Genomic DNA, 17,511 nt, shown 5'->3' on the forward strand with positions numbered 1-17,511 from the left:
CGCTCGGGATGCCGTCCGTTTGTGTGGGCGCGGGTTTACCAGCCGGCGCGGAAGATCTGTCCGGTCTGCTCCCCGGCGACCGAGCGCAGGACCCACTGGGCAACCTGCGCCGCGGGGATCTGTTCGAAACCACGGAACGCTTCGTGATACCGCACGGACTCGGTAACCACGGTGGGGCTCACGGCGTTCAGCCGAATTCCCCGGGGCAGCTGGGGGGCAGCGCCCACCACAAATCCGTTTACGGCCGAGTTGATGGAGGATGCCGCAGCCGAGCCCGGCACGGGGTGGTCGCTGAGAATCCCGCTCACCAGGGTGAACGAGCCCCCGTCGACCACGTGCGCCACCCCGCGCTGCACGGCCTCAACCTGACCGAGGAACTTCGAGGTGAATCCCGTCTGGAAATCTTCTCGCGACAGCTCGGCCAACGGGGCAAATGGAACGGCACCCGAGAGCACCACCACCGCTTCAAACGGATCATGGTTGGCAAATAGCGCGTCCAGGGTCTCCGGTTCGGTGAGATTCACCGAGGGATCGGTGGAACGGCTGACGCCCAACACATCATAGTGCGCACTCAGTGCGGATACGGTAGCGCGACCAAGTTCGCCGGTTGCACCGATTACCAAAACCGTCATCAGTATTCCTTCCATTGCCGTGCAGCCTTGTGCGCACGTGGTCATTACAACCGAAATGCGGCCGAGATATTCCGGACTATGCCACGGCGTCGTACCGTTCCCGGGCGTCCTGCACGCCGCCCATGTGCTCGCGCGCCCAGTCCTCCAGCGCGCGCAGCGGCTCCTGCAGGGTTTCCCCCACCGGGGTCAGCGCGTACTCCACCCGCGGGGGCATCTCGGCATACACGGTGCGTCGCACCAGGCCGTCGCGCTCCAGGCCGCGCAGGGTCTGGGTGAGCATTTTTTGCGAGACCCCGTCCACCCGGCGCGAGATCTCCCCGAACCGGCGCGGTCCCTCGCCCAGCGCCCCGACAATGAGCACCGTCCAGCGATCGCCGATCCGATCCAGGAGCCGGCGCGTGGGGCAGTTTCGATCGTAGGGATCCATTGCCAACTGCGTCATTTTTCTTCTCATTTCGCCGAAAATGCATGGTTACCGCAAAGTGCCTACTTCACAGGGTCGCTTTACTCTCTTATCGTAACTAATGCGACGCCGAATACGGGGTACGCACACTGAAAGGACACACAATGACTCAGATCTCCATCCTCGGCGGCACCGGATACGCCGGATCCCACATTGCCCGCGAGGCGATTGCGCGTGGACTGTCGGTGCGCGCCTTCTCCCGCAGCCTGCCCGAGTCTCCGATCGAGGGCGTGGACTATGTGACCGGCGACGTCCAGGATCCCGCAACCCTGACCTCGGCCCTCTCGGGTGCCGACGCCGTCGTGGTTGCCCTCTCCCCGCGTGGCGGACAGGAGGGGAAGGTTGCCCCGCTAATCGCGAAGCTGGCAGCCGAGGCCGAAGCCGCGAACGTGCGGGTGGGTGTCGTGGGCGGCGCCGGATCGCTCCTGGTTGCCCCGGACGGACCGCGCGTGGTGGACACCCCCGATTTCCCCGAGGCCGTCAAGCCCGAGGCCTTCGAGATGGGCGAGGCGCTGGAGCACCTGCGCACCACCCCCGAGACCCTGGACTGGTTCTATGTCAGCCCGGCCGGTGGCTTCGGTGCCTGGGCCGAGGGTGAGAAGACTGGCAACTTCCGCGTGGGCGGCGACATCCTGCTGGTCGACGCGGACGGCAAGTCGGAGATCTCCGGTGCCGACTTCGCCCAGGCGATCGTGGACGAGATTGTCACCCCCACCCACAAGCGCGCCCGCTTCACCGTCGCCTACTAGGCACGAAAACACAAACGCACCCCGGGATTCCGGGGTGCGTTTGCATATGGTCCAACCTAGGCGCGCAGCGAGTCCGGCAGCGCCTCGTCGGTAAAGAGCAGCGCGAGGAATGCACGCATGGTCTCGGGCACGCTGGCCCCGGGGACCTCGATCAGCCACTCCTGCTGGATGCCATCCCACAGCGCCACCAGGGCGGTCGCCGCGAGCTCGGGGTCCACGCCCGGGCGCAGCTCGCCGGCGGCGGCATGGCGACGCAGCGCCCGCGCATAGCGGTCGCGCACCCGGACGAAGCGGTCGCGGAAGTATTCGCGCGCCGGGTGATCGTGGGTGGTCGCCTCCCCCACCAGGACCGCGTAGAGGGCGACGGGGTCGGGATTGTCCTCATTGGCGCGGGCAAGATCCACCACCATGGTCACGATGTCCGAGTCGCCCACCAGGTCGTCGCCGCGCTCATCACGATCGTGCAGCACTGCACGCAGAAGGGCCTCCTTCGTGGGAAAGTGGTGCAGGAGGCTGGACTGCCCCATCTCCGCACGATCCGCGATCTCCTGGAGGCTGCCGGAACGATACCCGCGCGCGGTGAATACCCAGGCGGCGGCGGCCAGAATCTGATTGCGTCGCTCGGCACTCTTGGCGTACGGGCCGCGCGGACCACGCTTCTTCGGGACAGTCATGACCCCCATGGTACAGCCCTCGCAAAAGTTTTTTGAACCAAAACCGTGTGTACGCTCGGTTTTAGTGTTAGTCTCGCTGCATCCCCCGAATTGGATACCCCATTCGACCCCAACCCACGACGATGTGGAGGCACCATGGTAGGACTCACCCGCAGGCAACTCCTCGGCTACGGCGTGGCCGGGTTGAGCGCGGCCCTTCTGGCGGGGTGCGCCTCCCCGGCGCTCACCCGACCCGGTGCCGCCACCCTCAAACCCGCCGCCCGTGCCGGCGAACGCGTCACCCTGACCTACTGGACCTGGCTCAAGGATATGCAGCAGGTGGCCAACATGTGGAACCGGGACAATCCCGACATCCGCGTCAACGTGGTGCCGATTCCGCAGGGCAACTCCGGCGGCTATCAGAAGATGTACGCGGCCCTCGCCGCCGGTGGTGGGCCCGATCTCGCTCACGTCGAGCTGCGCACCATCCCCGAGTTTCTGCTGGCCGGCGGACTCACCAACCTCTCCGACTATGGTGCCGACACCCTGAGCTCGCGCTATGACCCCACGCTCTGGGGTCAGGTCAGCTATCTCGACGGCGTCTATGGGATTCCCCAGGACTCGGGCCCGATGGCTCTCTACTACCATCGGCCGCTGTTCGACCGGGTGGGGGCCGATGCGCCCACCACCTGGGACCAGTGGGCGGACATCGCGGTGGAGCTGCGCAAAGCCAAGGCGTGGATCGACTGCTTCTCCCTCTCCGACGCGGGCCCCTTTGCCGCCTTCGCGACCCAGGCCGGGGCGCGCTGGTTCACCCGAGGTGCGGGCGGCTGGGAGATCAACCTGCTGGATGAAGCCACCCTGGAGGTGGCACGGTTTTTTGATTCGGCCCTGGACCGTGATCTGCTGATCACCGGGTATGGTGCCTTCTCCCCGCCCTGGTCTGCGGCGGCCGCCAAGGATCAGATCGCCAGCCTGACCAGCGCCAGCTGGGCCGACTCCATCCTCGCCGATGTGCACGGCGGAGCGGGAAAATGGCGGGTGGCACCGATGCAGCGCTGGGCTAACCGGGGGTTTGGATCAAGCGCGCTGGGCGGATCCACCGTCGCGGTACTAGCGCACTCCGAGCACCCGCATGAGGCGCTGCGGTTTGCCACCTGGCTCACCTCCTCCCGGGAGGGCATCGACGCGGAGATTGCCTCCGGGATCGGCTGGTCCCCCACCCCCGACTACATCGGTGCGGCGCGAACCCAGCCGGTGCCGTTTTTTGATGGGCAGAACTATAACGAGGAGATCATGCGGCCGGCCGCCGCCGATCAGAACCCGGACTGGGAATGGTGGCCGCTCACCTTCCAGTCTTACAACATCCTGGCCGACGAGTTCCGGAAGAAGGCCGGCGGGCAGAGCCTGGTGGACGGGCTGCGCAACGCCGAAAATCAGATCATCATGGCCATGAAAAACAAGGGCCTCACGATCACGAAGGCGGCCCGCTGATGTCCACACACACCCACACCGTCACTCCCGCACCAGCCGCACGGGCCGCATCTCGCCGCCGCGGGAATCCCCAACGGTCCACCCAGGCGGCGCCGTGGCTGCTGATCGGGCCGTTCCTGGCGCTGTTTATCCTCACCTTTGCCCTGCCGATCCTGATGGCAATCGTGTCCAGCTTCCAGCGGGTCGAGCGGCGCGGCCTCTTCGGCGAGGAGGGGGTGAGCACCGTGTTTGCCGGGTTCAACAACTATGCCCAGGCCCTCGGTGACGCTAACTTCATCACCTCGATTGGGCGGATGATACTGTTTGGGATCGTCCAGGTACCGGTCATGATCGCGCTGTGTACGCTCCTGGCGCTGCTGCTGGAATCCGCCTCGGCGCGCTGGCCCGGGGTTTTTCGGGCGGCGTTTTTCCTGCCGTATGGAATTCCCGGCGTGATCGCGACGATCCTGTGGTCCTTCCTCTATACGCCGGGGCTCAGCCCGCTGATCGATGCCGCCAAGATTGTGGGGATCGAGGTGGACCCGCTGGGGTCGGGCATGGTGCTGTGGTCGATTGCCAACATCGTCACCTGGACCTACACCGGCTACAACATGCTGATTGTGATCGCCCAGCTGAAGTCGATCCCCGGGGACATTTACGAGGCCGCGAAACTCGACGGTGCCGGTCCGGTGCGGATCGCCCGGAGTATCCAGCTCCCGCTTATCCGTCCGGCCCTGATGCTCACCACCGTGTTTTCGATCATCGGAACCCTGCAGCTCTTCGCCGAACCGCAGGTACTGGCAACGTCCTCCACCGCGATCGACAGCGGCTACACCCCCAACCTCGCCGCCTATACCAATGCCTTCGCGTATAACAACTACAACGTGGCCGCGGCCCAGGCGGTGCTGATCGCCCTGATCGCGTTTGCCCTGTCCTTCACCTTCCTGCGCCTCTCGAATCGGGGTTCAAAATGACCGCCACACCGCTCACCCGCCGCGCCTCCGGTGCCGCCGCCCGTCCCGCGGCACCCGCTCCCCGACGCCCACGCACCCCGGGCACTCATCCGGCTCGCACCATTCTGGTCACCGGAATCCTGGTGGTGGTGGCGCTCTACTTCCTGGTGCCGGTGTACTGGGTGGTCGTGGCCGCCAGCAAAACCAGCAGCGACCTGTTTGCCACCCCGGGCCTGCTGTTTTCGGGCCATGTGGCCCTCTGGGACAACATCACCCGGGTCTTCGGCTACGGCGAGGGGATCTTTGGCCGGTGGCTGCTGAACTCGGTGCTGTATGCCGGGGTGGGGGCGATTATCGCCACCTATGTTGCCGCCGCCGGCGGATACGCGCTGGCAAAGTATTCCTTCCGCGGCCGGGACACCATCTACGCGGCAATTCTGGGCGGCGTGCTAGTGCCGGGTACGGCAACCGCGCTGCCGCTGTTTCTGCTGTTCAGCTCGATCGGGCTCTCCAACACGTACTGGGCCGTCCTGCTGCCCTCGCTGGTTTCCCCGTTTGGTCTTTTCCTCTGCCAGGTCTATGCCCGCACCACGATCGATGACGGACTGATCGAGGCGGCACGCCTGGACGGGGCCGGGGAGTTGCGCATCTTCCATACCGTGGGATTGCGCATCCTGACCCCGGCGCTGGTGACGGTGTTCCTGTTCCAGCTGGTCGGGATCTGGAACAACTACTTCCTTCCGCTGGTGATGCTCTCCGATGAGAAGCTCTACCCGGTCACGCTGGGCCTGCAGAACTGGAACTCGCAGATCACCCGGCTGCCGGAGTTTTACGAGCTGACCACCGCCGGGGTGCTGCTCTCGATCATCCCGCTGGCCATCGCCATGGTTGTGTTGCAGCGCTTCTGGCGTGGGGGCCTGACCGAGGGGTCGATCAAATAGCCTGCCCCGATCCCTCGTTTCCTCCACAAACGCCCTCAGTACACAGACGACCTCAGCACACAGACACCCTCGACCCGCACTCGCCCCAGCCAAGGAGCACCCCATGACATCCACCACCCCAGGCCAGCCGTCCACCCCGGCCCGGTTCACCACCCCGGGCCAGCCCAGCACTCCGAGCAACACCACCACTCCTGTCAGCGGACACGCCCTCGTCTCCAACCGCGCCCCCTTCGGCGGACGCGTCCGCCCCGCCCGCGCCTGGCTCCACTCCGACGCCCCGAGCATCAGCCTGAACGGGCGGTGGGCCTTCCGCCTGCTGCCCACGGCCGATCCCCGCGGCGAGCACGTGGATGCCTTCGCCCGGCCCGAGACGGACACCTCGGGCTGGGATCGGATCGCCGTTCCCGGGCACTGGGTCCTCGGCGAGCGCCCGCACGGCGCCCCGATCTACACCAACGTGCAGTATCCCTTCCCGCTGGATGCCCCGTTTGTCCCGGATGAGAATCCGACCGGGGACTATCGGCTGCGTGTGGACGTGCCCGAGTCCTACCTGGATCGCTCGGCAACCGAGGCGATCATCCTCCGCTTTGACGGGGTGGAGTCCCTGGCCCGAGTGTGGTGGAACGGCAGCGAGGTGGGACACTTCTCGGGATCGCGGCTGGCCCACGAGCTCGACGTGACGGACCTGGTGACCGCGGGAGAAAACACGCTGGCGGTGCGGGTGCACCAGTGGTCGGCGGCGAGCTACCTCGAGGACCAGGACCAGTGGTGGCTGCCGGGTATCTTCCGCGATGTGACCCTGATCGCCCGCCCCGTCGGCGGCATCGAAGACCTCTGGCTGAACACCGCCTGGCGCGAGGGCATCGGCACGCTCACCCCCGAGATTCGGGCGGAGGCTACGGCCTTCCCGATCAACCTCAGCATCCCCGAGCTCAACCTGGCGATCACCTGGAACACGGCAAAGGAGATCGCGCCGGTTTCCGTGCCCGCCGCGGCCTGGTCGGCCGAATCCCCGACCCTGTATACGGCGGTGCTCTCGGCACGCGGGGAGACAATCGCCCAGCGCATCGGGTTCCGCACGGTGGAGATCCGCGGCGACCGGCTCCTGGCCAACGGCACCCGCCTGGTTTTCCACGGTATGAACCGACACGAGGCCCACCCCGATCGTGGCCGGGTATTCGACGAGGCGCATGCGCGGGCGGATCTGATCCGGATGAAGCGCTTCAACGTCAACGCGATCCGCACCAGCCACTATCCCCCGCACCCGCGCCTGCTGGACCTGGCCGACGAGCTGGGTCTGTGGGTCATGCTGGAAAATGACCTGGAGACCCACGGGTTTGAACTCGCCGGCTGGCGGAACAACCCGAGTGACGATCCGGCCTGGCGCGAAGCCTACCTGGATCGTATCGAACGCATGTTCGAACGCGATAAAAACCATGCCAGCATCATCATGTGGTCCCTGGGTAACGAAGCGGGAACCGGGGCGAATCTGGCCGAGATGTCGACCTGGCTGCACCATCGCGATCCCTCGCGCCCCGTGCACTATGAGGGCGACTACACCGGACGCTACACCGATGTGTACTCGCGAATGTACGCCTCGGTCCCGGAGACCCGATCGATCGGTGACGGCAGCACGAGCGAGCTCCTCGGCTGCACCCCGATCGAGGCGGCCCGGCAGCGCGCCAAGCCGTTCCTGCACTGCGAGTACGTGCACGCGATGGGCAATGGGCCCGGCGCGATCGATCAGTACGAGGACCTGGTTCGGGACTTCCCCCGCCTGCACGGCGGTTTCGTCTGGGAGTGGCGGGATCACGGCCTGCGCACCCACACGCCCGAGGGCACCGAGTACTTTGGGTACGGCGGCGACTTCGGCGAGGAGGTCCACGACGGCAACTTCGTGATGGATGGGATGATCTCCAGCGACGATATCCCCTCCCCGGGGCTGTACGAGTACGCGTCGGTGGTTGCCCCGGTGCGGGTCGACATCGCCCCCGACGGCACCTCCCTCACCCTGACCAACCGCCGCCATACCCTGGACACCGCGGACCTGCTGCTGCGCTGGACGCTCTCCTCGGACGGAATCGAGCGGGACGGTGGCGCCTGGCCACTCCCGCCGGTGAGCGCCGGGGAAACCTGGGCGGCCCTCGCGCCACCCGAACTCCTCGCGGCGATCGCGGAGATGGGTGCCGAGGCGCCGGGCACCGAGCACTGGCTGGGTGTGGACGTGGAGCTGCGAGCCGAGACGGCTTGGGCGCCGGCCGGGCACGTGGTCGCGCGCAGTCAGACGCGCCTGGGTGCACCGTTGCCTCCGGCCCCCGGTGCACACATCATCGGATGGCAGGATGCCGCGGCACCCACCGCGAACATCGGCCCGGCAATCCTGACCGAGGGACGCCTGAGCGCGCTCGCCGGTGCCGCGGTGTCCGGCCCGACCCTCTCGCTGTTCCGCGCACCCACGGATAACGATCGCGGGCAGAGCCAGGGCAGCCTCGACGGCGCCGACCCCACGCTCGACCGAGGCCACGGGATCGAGGCGCCGCCGCATGCGGCCACCTGGGAGGCCCATCGGCTGCACCTGCTGCGCGCTCGCCGTGTGGGCAGCGCCCACACCCCCGATGCCGCAAGACTCCTGGAACGCTATGCCGCACCCTCCTCCCCCGAGGGGATGCGGATGGAAACCCGGTGGGAGCGCGTGCCCGGTGAGCCGGATGCGGTACTGCTGAGCGTGGATATCGTCCCGGATTCGTCCTGGGACCTGACCCTGCCCCGGATCGGGGTGCGCCTCGAGCTCCCCGGTGATGTGGATCACGCGCGCTGGTTCGGCACCGGCCCGCTGGAGTCCTACCCGGACACCCGCACCGCCGCCCGGGTTGGCACGTTCGAGGCACCGCTGGACGAGTTGACGGTACGCTACGCCCGCCCGCAGGAGAGCGGGCACCGTTCGGATCTGCGCACCCTCACCCTCTCGCGCGCCGGCGTCCCGTGGCTCCACCTGACCACGCTTCCGGATGCGGCGGGTCGCCTGCCGGGGTTTGGACTCTCCCGCTGGAGCGCCGAGGAGCTGGCCCGGGCAGCGCACTGGCACGAGCTTCCCGAATCCAACCGGGTGTTCCTGACCCTGGATGCCGCGCACTCGGGGATCGGATCGCGCGCCTGCGGCCCGGATATCTGGCCGGAGTTTGCGCTCCGTGCCGAGGCTCGCACCATCCGCGTGATCCTCCGCCCGGCGTCATAAAGCCCCGCACGCGTCCGGGTCCCCCATCGAATTGGCCCGGGCGCGTGCGGCCCGAGACTCCGACGCACGTCTCGGCCAGATAACACTTATTCTCCATTGTCAGCGATTTGGTTGTGCGGGCGACCAGGGGAGCATGGTCTCCGACTACTTCAACTCATCGATGGCGTTAACGGATCCCCCCCCAGAAACACTCGGGAAGAGGACGAAGTTTTTGTTGACCCTTTGAGAAAGTACACATCATGGACTGTCTAGCTAATACCGGCTTCGACTCCTGGCCGCTGCTGATCGCGGCACTTGTGGTACTAGGCCTTGGCCTCTACCTCGCTCTGCGTGCACGACACACCAGGTCGGGACGTGCGGCCCTCATCGCGCTGCCGCTGCTTCTGGCCCTGGGGTTGGCCACCCAATCGGCGCCGCCCGCCACGGCCGCGTCGGGAGCGGTTCCCTGCGCCTCGGCGAGTGCACCCACCCCGGCATCGGCTTCGGCGACGCCGTCTCCGTCGCTCACCCCCTCGGCCATCCCGAGCACCTCGCCCACCCCGCCGAATGACCCCACTCCGACCCCGACACCCACGCCCACTCCCGCGGGATGCCAGCAGGTCAACGATAAGTCGGACACCCTAAAGAACACCGACGGCGACGATAAGCCCGACTTCATCGACCTGCAGAGCAACCGCCTGGACTACGACATGTACCTCGTGGGCAACGCCGACCTCGACATCCTCGGGGCCGGATTCCTCAGTCCCGGCGTGGACATCGACCACGACGGCATCATGGACCAGGTCGACACCGACACCGCCCACCGCGGTTCCCCCGGCGCCGTGCACGCCACCTGGTAGCCACTGGCTCACCACACTGCGGGGCAGTCATTCGTTTCCTCGAATGGCTGCCCCGCCGTTTTATATGTGAGTGCGCCGAGGTCTGACCAAAGAGCGCACAACCAAAAAGACCGCCACCCAATTTCTTGGGTGGCGGTCTTGTTTGTGGGCCCTACCGGGATCGAACCGATGACATCCACGGTGTAAACGTGGCGCTCTACCAGCTGAGCTAAAGGCCCTTCGTTGCCGTAGCAACAAGATTTACAATAGCAGGATCCCGGGGCCCGGTGGCAATTCGGGCCCCGGCCCGGGCGCGCCGTCATCGCATCTCCCGGGCAAACTCCAAGCGGAACCCAAGCCACGAGGCGACCGCGGGTACGCGCCGCCCGCTATCCCAGCTGTGCCAGCGCCTCACGATAGCGCTCGATCGCCCGCGGCTCCCCCGGGCCCGTGATGAACGCGTCGCGAATGACGCCGTCGGTGCCGATCACAAAGGTCGCGCGTTCGGCCACGCCGCGGGACTGATCAAACACCCCGTAGGCCGAGGCGATCTCCCCGTGCGGCCAGAAGTCCGAGAGCAGGGAGAAGGTGTAGCCGGCACCATCTGCCCAGGTACGCAGCGCCCACTTGGAATCCACGGTCACCACGAGCAGCTCGGCGTTCACGGCGGCAAAATCGGCCAGGTTATCGCGCAGCGCATCCAGCTCCCCCGTGCACACCCCGGAAAAGGCCAGCGGCACAAAAACCAGCACCACGGGACGGGTGTCGCGGAATGCACTCAGCCGAATCTCTTCGCCAAACTGGTTCCGCAGATCAAAGTCCGGTGCCGGAGACCCAATTTTGCGCATCTTTTTCCCTCTGTTCGCCGCGGAAACTCTACGTTCACACTACCCGAGCATAAAAAACCTGCCGGGCGAATCACGTTAATGCCCTCCGGGTCGGTAGGCTTGGAGGAAACGTGCACAACCTTTGTATCCCAAATGCTGCGCGCGCTAAAACCCACTAAATGTTCGGCACGATCTGCCATGAAAAGAAAGGTCGACGGTGACTGTAAACGACCAGGACCCGTACTCCGTCAACAACTTTGACGTCGATCCGGAAGAAACCGCCGAGTGGCAGGAGTCCCTCGACCAGCTCGTTCACACCCAGGGCCCGGCCCGCGGACGTGACATGATGATGAGCTTGTTGAAGCGCTCCCGCGACCTCCAGCTGGGTGTCCCGATGGTTCCGACCACGGACTACATCAACACGATTGCTCCGGCCAACGAACCCGAATACCCGGGTGATGAGGCCATCGAGCGCCGCTACCGAGCGTGGAACCGCTGGAACGCCGCGATGACCGTGCACCGGGCCCAGCGCCCCGGCATCGGTGTCGGCGGACACATCTCCACCTACGCGGGTGCCGCAACCCTGTATGAGGTGGGCTTCAACCACTTCTTCCGCGGCCAGGACCACGCCGGCGGCGGAGACCAGATCTTCTACCAGGGCCACGCCTCCCCCGGCGCGTACGCACGTGCGTTCCTCGAGGGCCGCCTGACCACCGATCAGCTGGATGGCTTCCGTCAGGAAAAGTCGCACGCCGGTGGGGGCCTGAGCTCCTACCCGCACCCGCGTCTGATGCCGGACTTCTGGCAGTTCCCGACCGTGTCGATGGGTCTGGGACCGATCAACGCGATCTACCAGGCACAGGCCAATAAGTACCTGACCAACCGCGGAATCAAGGACGCCTCCGACCAGCAGGTCTGGGCCTTCCTCGGCGACGGTGAGATGGACGAGGTCGAGAGCCGCGGTCAGCTGCAGGTTGCGGCAAACGAGGGCCTCGACAACCTCAACTTCGTGATCAACTGCAACCTGCAGCGCCTGGATGGACCGGTGCGCGGTAACGGCAAGATCATGCAGGAGCTGGAGAGCTACTTCCGTGGCGCCGGCTGGAACGTCATCAAGGTTGTCTGGGGACGCGAGTGGGATGACCTGCTGGCCCGGGACGCCGAGGGCGCCCTCGTCAACCTCATGAACGAGACTCCCGACGGTGACTACCAGACCTATAAGGCCGAGTCCGGCGCGTTTGTGCGCGAGCACTTCTTCGGCCGTGACCCGCGGACCGCGGCGCTGGTGGAGAACTACTCCGACGACCAGATCTGGGGCCTCAAGCGCGGTGGCCACGACTACCGCAAGGTCTACGCGGCATTCAAGGCGGCGAGCGAGCACAAGGGTCAGCCCACCGTGATCCTCACCAAGACCGTCAAGGGTTACGGCCTCGGCCCGACCTTCGAGGGCCGCAACGCGACCCACCAGATGAAGAAGCTGACGCTGGAAGACCTCAAGCTCTTCCGTGACGCCATGCAGATCCCGATCACCGACGCGGTGCTCGAGGAAAACCCCTACCAGCCGCCGTACTACCACCCCGGTAACGACAACGAGGCGATCGAGTACCTGCACGAGCGTCGTCGCGCGCTGGGCGGCTACCTGCCCGAGCGTCGCAGCAAGTACACCCAGCTGAACCTGCCCCAGGACGATGCCTACCGCATCGCCAAGAAGGGTTCGGGCAAGCAGGAGATCGCCACCACCATGGCGTTTGTTCGACTGCTCAAGGACCTGCTGCGCTCCAAGGACTTCGGCAACCGCATCGTCCCGATCATCCCGGACGAGGCCCGTACCTTCGGTATGGATGCCTTCTTCCCGTCGGCAAAGATCTACAACCCCAACGGTCAGCACTACACCTCCGTGGACCGCGAGCTGCTGCTCGCCTACAAGGAGTCCCCGCAGGGTCAGATCGTGCACGTGGGTATCAACGAGGCCGGCGCACTGGCCGCCTTCACCGGACTGGGTACCACCTACTCGGTTCAGGGCGAGGCTCTGATCCCGTTCTACGTGTTCTACTCGATGTTCGGATTCCAGCGCACCGCCGACGCCATCTGGGCCGCCGGCGACTCGATGGCTCGCGGATTCATCGTGGGTGCTACCGCCGGTCGTACCACCCTGACCGGTGAGGGCCTGCAGCACGCCGATGGTCACTCGCCGCTGCTCGCGTCGACCAACCCGGCCGTGGTGTCCTACGACCCCGCCTACGGATACGAGATCGGCCACATCGTTCGCGATGGCCTGGACCGTATGTACGGCGGAAACCACGAAGACCCCAACGTCATGTACTACGTCACCGTGTACAACGAGCCCTACGTGCAGCCGGCCGAGCCGGAGAACCTGGACGTGGATGGCCTGCTGAAGGGTATCTACAAGCTGCGCGATGGCGGCGAAGGCGGAGTCAAGGCTCAGCTGCTCGCCTCCGGTGTGGCGGTCCCCTGGGCTCTCGAGGCTCAGGAGCTGCTCGCCACCGACTGGGGTGTGTCCGCCGATGTCTGGTCGGTCACCTCGTGGTCGGAGCTGCGTCGCGAGGGTCTCGCGGTCGAGGAGCACAACTTCCTCTACCCGAACGAGGAGCCCCAGGTTCCCTACCTGACCACCAAGCTCTCCGGAGCCGAGGGTCCGTTCGTGGCCACCAGCGACTACATGCACGCCGTTGCCGACCAGATCCGTCAGTTCGTCCCGGGTGACTACGCCACCCTGGGCGCCGACGACTTCGGCTTCTCGGACACCCGTGCGGCTGCCCGTCGCTACTTCAAGATCGACAGCCACTCGCTGGTTGTGCGCACCCTGGAGCAGCTGGCGAAGCAGGGCAAGATCGACCGGGCCGTTGTCGGCCAGGCGATTGAGCGCTACCGTCTGCTGGATGTCAACGCCGGTACCACCGGTAACGCCGGCGGCGACGCCTAGGCGGTTCGGACACAGATGAAGGAGCGTACCAAGGCAGAAACCCTGGCCTGGCTGCGCCGGATTTCCGGCGAGCTGGCCACGGTTACCCTCGGCAAGCTTGAAGAGGACCTGCCCTGGTATGCGGAGATGCCGCCTGGGCGACGATCGGCCGTTGGCCTCGTCGCCCAGGCGGGCATCACCTCCTTCATCTCCTGGTACGACGATCCACGCTCCACCCCGTGGATCGCGGCCGACGTGTTCGGGGCGGCTCCACGTGAGCTGCTGCGATCGGTCAGCCTGCAACAAACCCTTCAGCTGATCCGCATCACCGTCGAGGTGGTTGAGGATCGGGTGAAGAGTGGTGGACAGGGTCTGCGTGAGGCGATCCTGCTGTACTCGCGGGAAATCGCGTTTGCCGCGGCGGATGTGTATGCCCGCGCGGCCGAGGCCCGCGGTCTCTGGGATGCCCGGCTGGAAGCGCTCGTGGTGGATTCGATCCTCGCGGGCGAGGCCGACGATGAGCTCCCCAGCCGCATTGCTGCCCTGGGCTGGCACGGTCACGGCGAGGTTGCGGTCCTCGTGGGCACCACCCCCTCCCAGCTGGATGTTGACCAGCTGCGACGCGCGGCCCGCCACATGGCCGCCGACGTGCTGATCGGTGTGCAGGGCGGACGCCTGGTCCTGGTGATCGGCCGCTCTACCCCGCGCGATCAGATCCCCGAAGAGGAAACCATCGGCACCTCTCCGGCCAAAACCTTCTTTGAAATTGCCAGCCAGCTGGCCCCCATGTTTGGCGCCGGACACCTGGTTCTCGGCCCCGAGGTGGGCACCCTGGTGGAAGCCTCCCGCAGCGCCCGCGCAGCTCTCGCCGGCTTCGCCGTGGCCCGCTCCTGGCGCAACGCCCCGCGCCCCGTGGCCGCGGACGATCTGCTGCCCGAGCGCGCGCTGGCCGGCGACCCGATCGCCCGGCAGACCCTGATCGAAAAGGTCTACCGTCCGCTCCAGGCCCACTCCAACGAGCTGGTGCTGACCCTCTGGTGCTACCTGGATAACGGACGCTCGCTTGAGGCCACCGCCCGCGAACTCTTTGTGCACCCCAACACCGTGCGCTACCGCCTGAAGCGCGTCTCCGAGGTCATCGGCTGGGATGCCACCGGTGCCCGCGAGGCGCTGATTCTCCAGTCGGCCCTGATCCTCGGCTCGATCGGCGAGCCCGAGCAGCGGCGCAAGCGCTAACCCGAAGTGGGAGACGGCCCACCGGCGCGGAGCTCGATCCGCGTGCCGGTCGTGATGGCGCGGCGAGAAGTCTTCATGTTATGTTTCTGAGATCGCGACGATTGAACAGGAGGTGATACCCGTGTCCGCAGTATCCACACCGGGTGCCTCCCGCCCATCACGCGCGAGGTTCTAGGCGACCAGGGTCGTCCGGGAGAGCACCCGCAATCCTTCGGGAAAGGCTCACCATGCACACCTCACACACATCTTCTCAGCGTCGGATCGATCGCGCGCTTGTCCTCGGCGGAGGCGGTTCTACCGGTAATGCCTGGCTGATCGGCGTCATCGCCGGGCTTGCGTCCACCGGTCTGGACGTCGCCTCGGCCGACCTCACGATCGGCACCTCGGCGGGAGCCACGGCCGCCGCCCAGCTGACCGGCGACTCCCCCGCGGCCCTCTTCGAGGCGGCGCTCGCTGCTCCGCCGATGCGCCTGGGCCCAGGCTCGTCACAATCGGACGGCTCGCGCCCGGTCGCCTCACAATCCGACGGCTCACGTCCGGTCACCTCACATCTGGAGGCGCTCACCCGCACCATCGCCGCCTCGGCTGACCTTGCGGACTTCCGCCGCCGCATCGGCACCCACGCCCTGGAACGCGAGGCGGACTCGGACGACAGCTGGTCGAGCGGTTGGCGCGACACCGTGGCGGCCCGGCTCCCCCGCGCGCACTGGCCCCGGGACCGCGAGATCCTGCTCACCACTGTCGACGCCCGCACCGGCGTCCCCCGAGGGTTCTCCCGGGGCGATCGCCTGGACCTGATCGATGCAGTCGCGGCGAGCTGTGCGAGCGGTCTACCCTATCGGATCGGCGATCACGCGTATCTCGACGGTGGCTTCCGAGCCAACGCCGAGAACGCCGACCTCGCCGCCGGGGCCGAGCGCGTGCTGGTGCTCTCGCCCTTCGGTGGGCGCTCGCTGCACCCCGAGGACTGGGGCACCCACCTTGCCGCCCAGGTTGACGCCCTCCGTGCGGGCGGCAGCCGGGTGGAGGTCATCGTCCCGGACGCCGAATCCGAACACCTGTTTGGGTCGAGCGCGATGAACCCGAGCCTGCGCCCGGACGCCGCCAGGGCGGGCTTTGAGACCGGCCGCGAGCAGGCCCCGAGAATCCAGGCACTGTGGAACGAGTAGTTCCCACTCCGATCGGCGGGTGATACGCAGGAGGCCCCGGATCCGATGCCGGATCCGGGACCTCCTGTCTTCAGACGCTAGTGCGCGGGCGTCGGCTCGGCATCGGCCCGCGGACGCACCGCCGGAGCCAGGAAGATTGCCACGGCGACCACCGCGAGCACTACGATCATCGCCGAGCGCAGGCCATAGTGCTCGCCGAGGAAGCCGAGCAGCGGCGGACCCACCAGGAAGGCGATATATCCGGTGGTGGCGACCGCACTCACCCGGCGCGCCGGGTCCTCGCCCGGCTCGCCGGTGTCGCCGGCGGCGGAGATGGTCAGCGGGAACCCGAGCGAGGCCCCCAGACCCCAGAAGAACACGGCGATTCCGGCGAGCACCGGGTTGTCCACGAAGACCACCAGGGCGATTCCGATCGCGCCGGCCAGGGCGCTCCCACGCACCACGGCGACCCGGCCGAAGCGGTTGATGACCGCGCCGCCGGTGAAGCGTCCGATGGTCATCGCCAGTGCGAAGCCGGTGAACACCAGCGAGCCCCAGGCGGGATCGTAACCGTGACCGTCGACCATGAGCAGCGGCAGCCAATCATTGGCCGCACCCTCGGCCAGGGCCATCGCCAGCACGATCGCGCCGATCAGCAGCAGGCGGTGGTCCTTCCACAGCGGGCGACGCACCGGATAGATCGTCGCAATGCTGCCGGTGTCGGTCGTGTCACGCTGACGCCCAAACCCGCTGGGCACATAGCGAATGCCCCAGATAATGGGGAGCAGGCAGATCGCCGCAATTATCACCAGGTGCAACGCCACCGGGAAGTCCATCGCCGTGAACAGGATGCCCAGGCTCGCCCCCACCACGGTCCCCAGCGAGAACGCGCCGTGCAGGTAGGGCAGGAAGGAGCGTCCGGAGAGGCGCTCGATCTCGGCCCCCTCGACGTTCATCGCGATCTCGGCGAGCCCCTGGCCCGCGCCGAACACGGCCAGCCCGATAAACGCACCGATGCCGCTACTCAGCAGCACTCCGCCGCCGATCAGCGCGACGCCGCCCACGATGCACAGCAGACCCAGCAGGGTCACCGGCTTGGTGCCCAGACGGCGCACCAGCGGGGCGGATCCGAGGATTCCCGCCATCGATCCGATGGACAGCCCAAAGAGGATCAGTCCCATCTGGGCGGTCGACGCCTCGAGCTGATCGCGAACGGCGGGCGTCCGGGTCACCCAGGAGGCCAGCGAGATACCGGGGATAAAGAAGAAGGAGAGCAGCGCGAGGCGGCGGCGGGCCAGCTCGCGCGAAATGGGCGCGAGGGTGGTCGTGGCGGAGGTCATCGGGGAATCCTTGTGGGGCGAAGTGGCGGGGTGATGGCGGCTGTGGCGCACCGGACACCGGTAAGTGTACAAGCGTACACCTCCGGGACACGTGCGGTAAAGTGAAAAGGAACACCCCGA

At 66.7% G+C, this 17,511-nt stretch carries 14 protein-coding genes and 1 tRNA gene; 9 read left to right on the top strand and 6 right to left on the bottom strand.

Translation table 11 applies throughout. The annotated features are described in order from the left end of the window. Positions 1-35: 35 nt before the first annotated feature. Positions 36-632, bottom strand: a complete 597-nt coding sequence (locus IE92_RS0104220) for a short chain dehydrogenase (protein WP_030143627.1) — start codon at positions 630-632, stop codon at positions 36-38. Positions 633-708: 76 nt separating this feature from the next. Further along, positions 709-1,074 carry a winged helix-turn-helix transcriptional regulator gene (locus IE92_RS0104225; RefSeq protein WP_030143628.1) on the bottom strand — a complete coding sequence of 122 codons (366 nt, stop codon included), beginning with the start codon at positions 1,072-1,074 and terminating at the stop codon, positions 709-711. 125 nt (positions 1,075-1,199) lie between these two features. Between IE92_RS0104225 and IE92_RS0104230 the strand changes: the two genes are divergently transcribed. Next, positions 1,200-1,844 carry an NAD(P)-dependent oxidoreductase gene (locus tag IE92_RS0104230; protein WP_030143629.1) on the top strand — a complete coding sequence of 215 codons (645 nt, stop codon included), beginning with the start codon at positions 1,200-1,202 and terminating at the stop codon, positions 1,842-1,844. Positions 1,845-1,900: 56 nt separating this feature from the next. On the opposite strand, the gene IE92_RS0104235 is transcribed toward IE92_RS0104230, so the two are convergent. Beyond that, entirely contained in the window at positions 1,901-2,518 is a 618-nt protein-coding gene (locus IE92_RS0104235) for a TetR/AcrR family transcriptional regulator (RefSeq protein ID WP_030143630.1), read from the bottom strand. A 135-nt stretch (positions 2,519-2,653) separates the two neighbouring features. Here IE92_RS0104235 and IE92_RS0104240 point away from each other — a divergent pair, with 135 nt between their 5' ends. From IE92_RS0104240 to IE92_RS18160, 5 genes are all read left to right on the top strand, one after another. Further along, complete coding sequence (locus IE92_RS0104240) at positions 2,654-3,991, top strand: extracellular solute-binding protein (RefSeq protein ID WP_030143631.1); 1,338 nt, start codon at positions 2,654-2,656, stop codon at positions 3,989-3,991. Continuing rightward, a complete protein-coding gene (locus IE92_RS0104245) occupies positions 3,991-4,944 on the top strand; it encodes a carbohydrate ABC transporter permease (protein ID WP_030143632.1) in 954 nt (317 codons plus the stop codon). Before IE92_RS0104240 ends, IE92_RS0104245 begins: the two co-directional genes overlap by 1 nt. After that, complete coding sequence (locus IE92_RS0104250) at positions 4,941-5,864, top strand: carbohydrate ABC transporter permease (RefSeq protein WP_030143633.1); 924 nt, start codon at positions 4,941-4,943, stop codon at positions 5,862-5,864. The genes IE92_RS0104245 and IE92_RS0104250 overlap by 4 nt, the downstream gene beginning before the upstream one ends. A 103-nt stretch (positions 5,865-5,967) precedes the next feature. Beyond that, a complete protein-coding gene (locus IE92_RS0104255) occupies positions 5,968-9,099 on the top strand; it encodes a glycoside hydrolase family 2 TIM barrel-domain containing protein (RefSeq protein ID WP_081864066.1) in 3,132 nt (1,043 codons plus the stop codon). 239 nt (positions 9,100-9,338) lie between these two features. Continuing rightward, entirely contained in the window at positions 9,339-9,938 is a 600-nt protein-coding gene (locus IE92_RS18160) for a hypothetical protein (RefSeq protein ID WP_030143635.1), read from the top strand. Positions 9,939-10,083: 145 nt separating this feature from the next. On the opposite strand, the gene IE92_RS0104265 is transcribed toward IE92_RS18160, so the two are convergent. Together IE92_RS0104265 and IE92_RS0104270 are read right to left on the bottom strand one after the other, a co-directional pair. Further along, positions 10,084-10,156: transfer RNA gene (locus IE92_RS0104265), tRNA-Val, on the bottom strand. Between the two features lie 150 nt (positions 10,157-10,306). Further along, complete coding sequence (locus IE92_RS0104270; protein WP_030143636.1) at positions 10,307-10,765, bottom strand: peroxiredoxin; 459 nt, start codon at positions 10,763-10,765, stop codon at positions 10,307-10,309. A gap of 196 nt (positions 10,766-10,961) precedes the next feature. Between IE92_RS0104270 and aceE the strand changes: the two genes are divergently transcribed. From aceE to IE92_RS0104285, 3 genes are all read left to right on the top strand, one after another. Next, positions 10,962-13,688 (top strand): pyruvate dehydrogenase (acetyl-transferring), homodimeric type, encoded by a 2,727-nt coding sequence (gene aceE, locus IE92_RS0104275; RefSeq protein ID WP_030143637.1) that lies wholly within the window; start codon positions 10,962-10,964, stop codon positions 13,686-13,688. A 15-nt stretch (positions 13,689-13,703) separates the two neighbouring features. Beyond that, on the top strand, positions 13,704-14,903 hold the full coding sequence (locus tag IE92_RS0104280) for a PucR family transcriptional regulator (RefSeq protein ID WP_030143638.1): 1,200 nt from the start codon (positions 13,704-13,706) through the stop codon (positions 14,901-14,903). 227 nt (positions 14,904-15,130) lie between these two features. Beyond that, a complete protein-coding gene (locus IE92_RS0104285) occupies positions 15,131-16,072 on the top strand; it encodes a patatin-like phospholipase family protein (protein WP_030143639.1) in 942 nt (313 codons plus the stop codon). Positions 16,073-16,149: 77 nt separating this feature from the next. On the opposite strand, the gene IE92_RS0104290 is transcribed toward IE92_RS0104285, so the two are convergent. After that, positions 16,150-17,442 carry an MFS transporter gene (locus IE92_RS0104290; RefSeq protein WP_342666405.1) on the bottom strand — a complete coding sequence of 431 codons (1,293 nt, stop codon included), beginning with the start codon at positions 17,440-17,442 and terminating at the stop codon, positions 16,150-16,152. Positions 17,443-17,511 lie beyond the last annotated feature (69 nt).

It is taken from the genome of Mycetocola saprophilus, assembly GCF_000718085.1.
GTDB lineage: Bacteria > Actinomycetota > Actinomycetes > Actinomycetales > Microbacteriaceae > Mycetocola > Mycetocola saprophilus.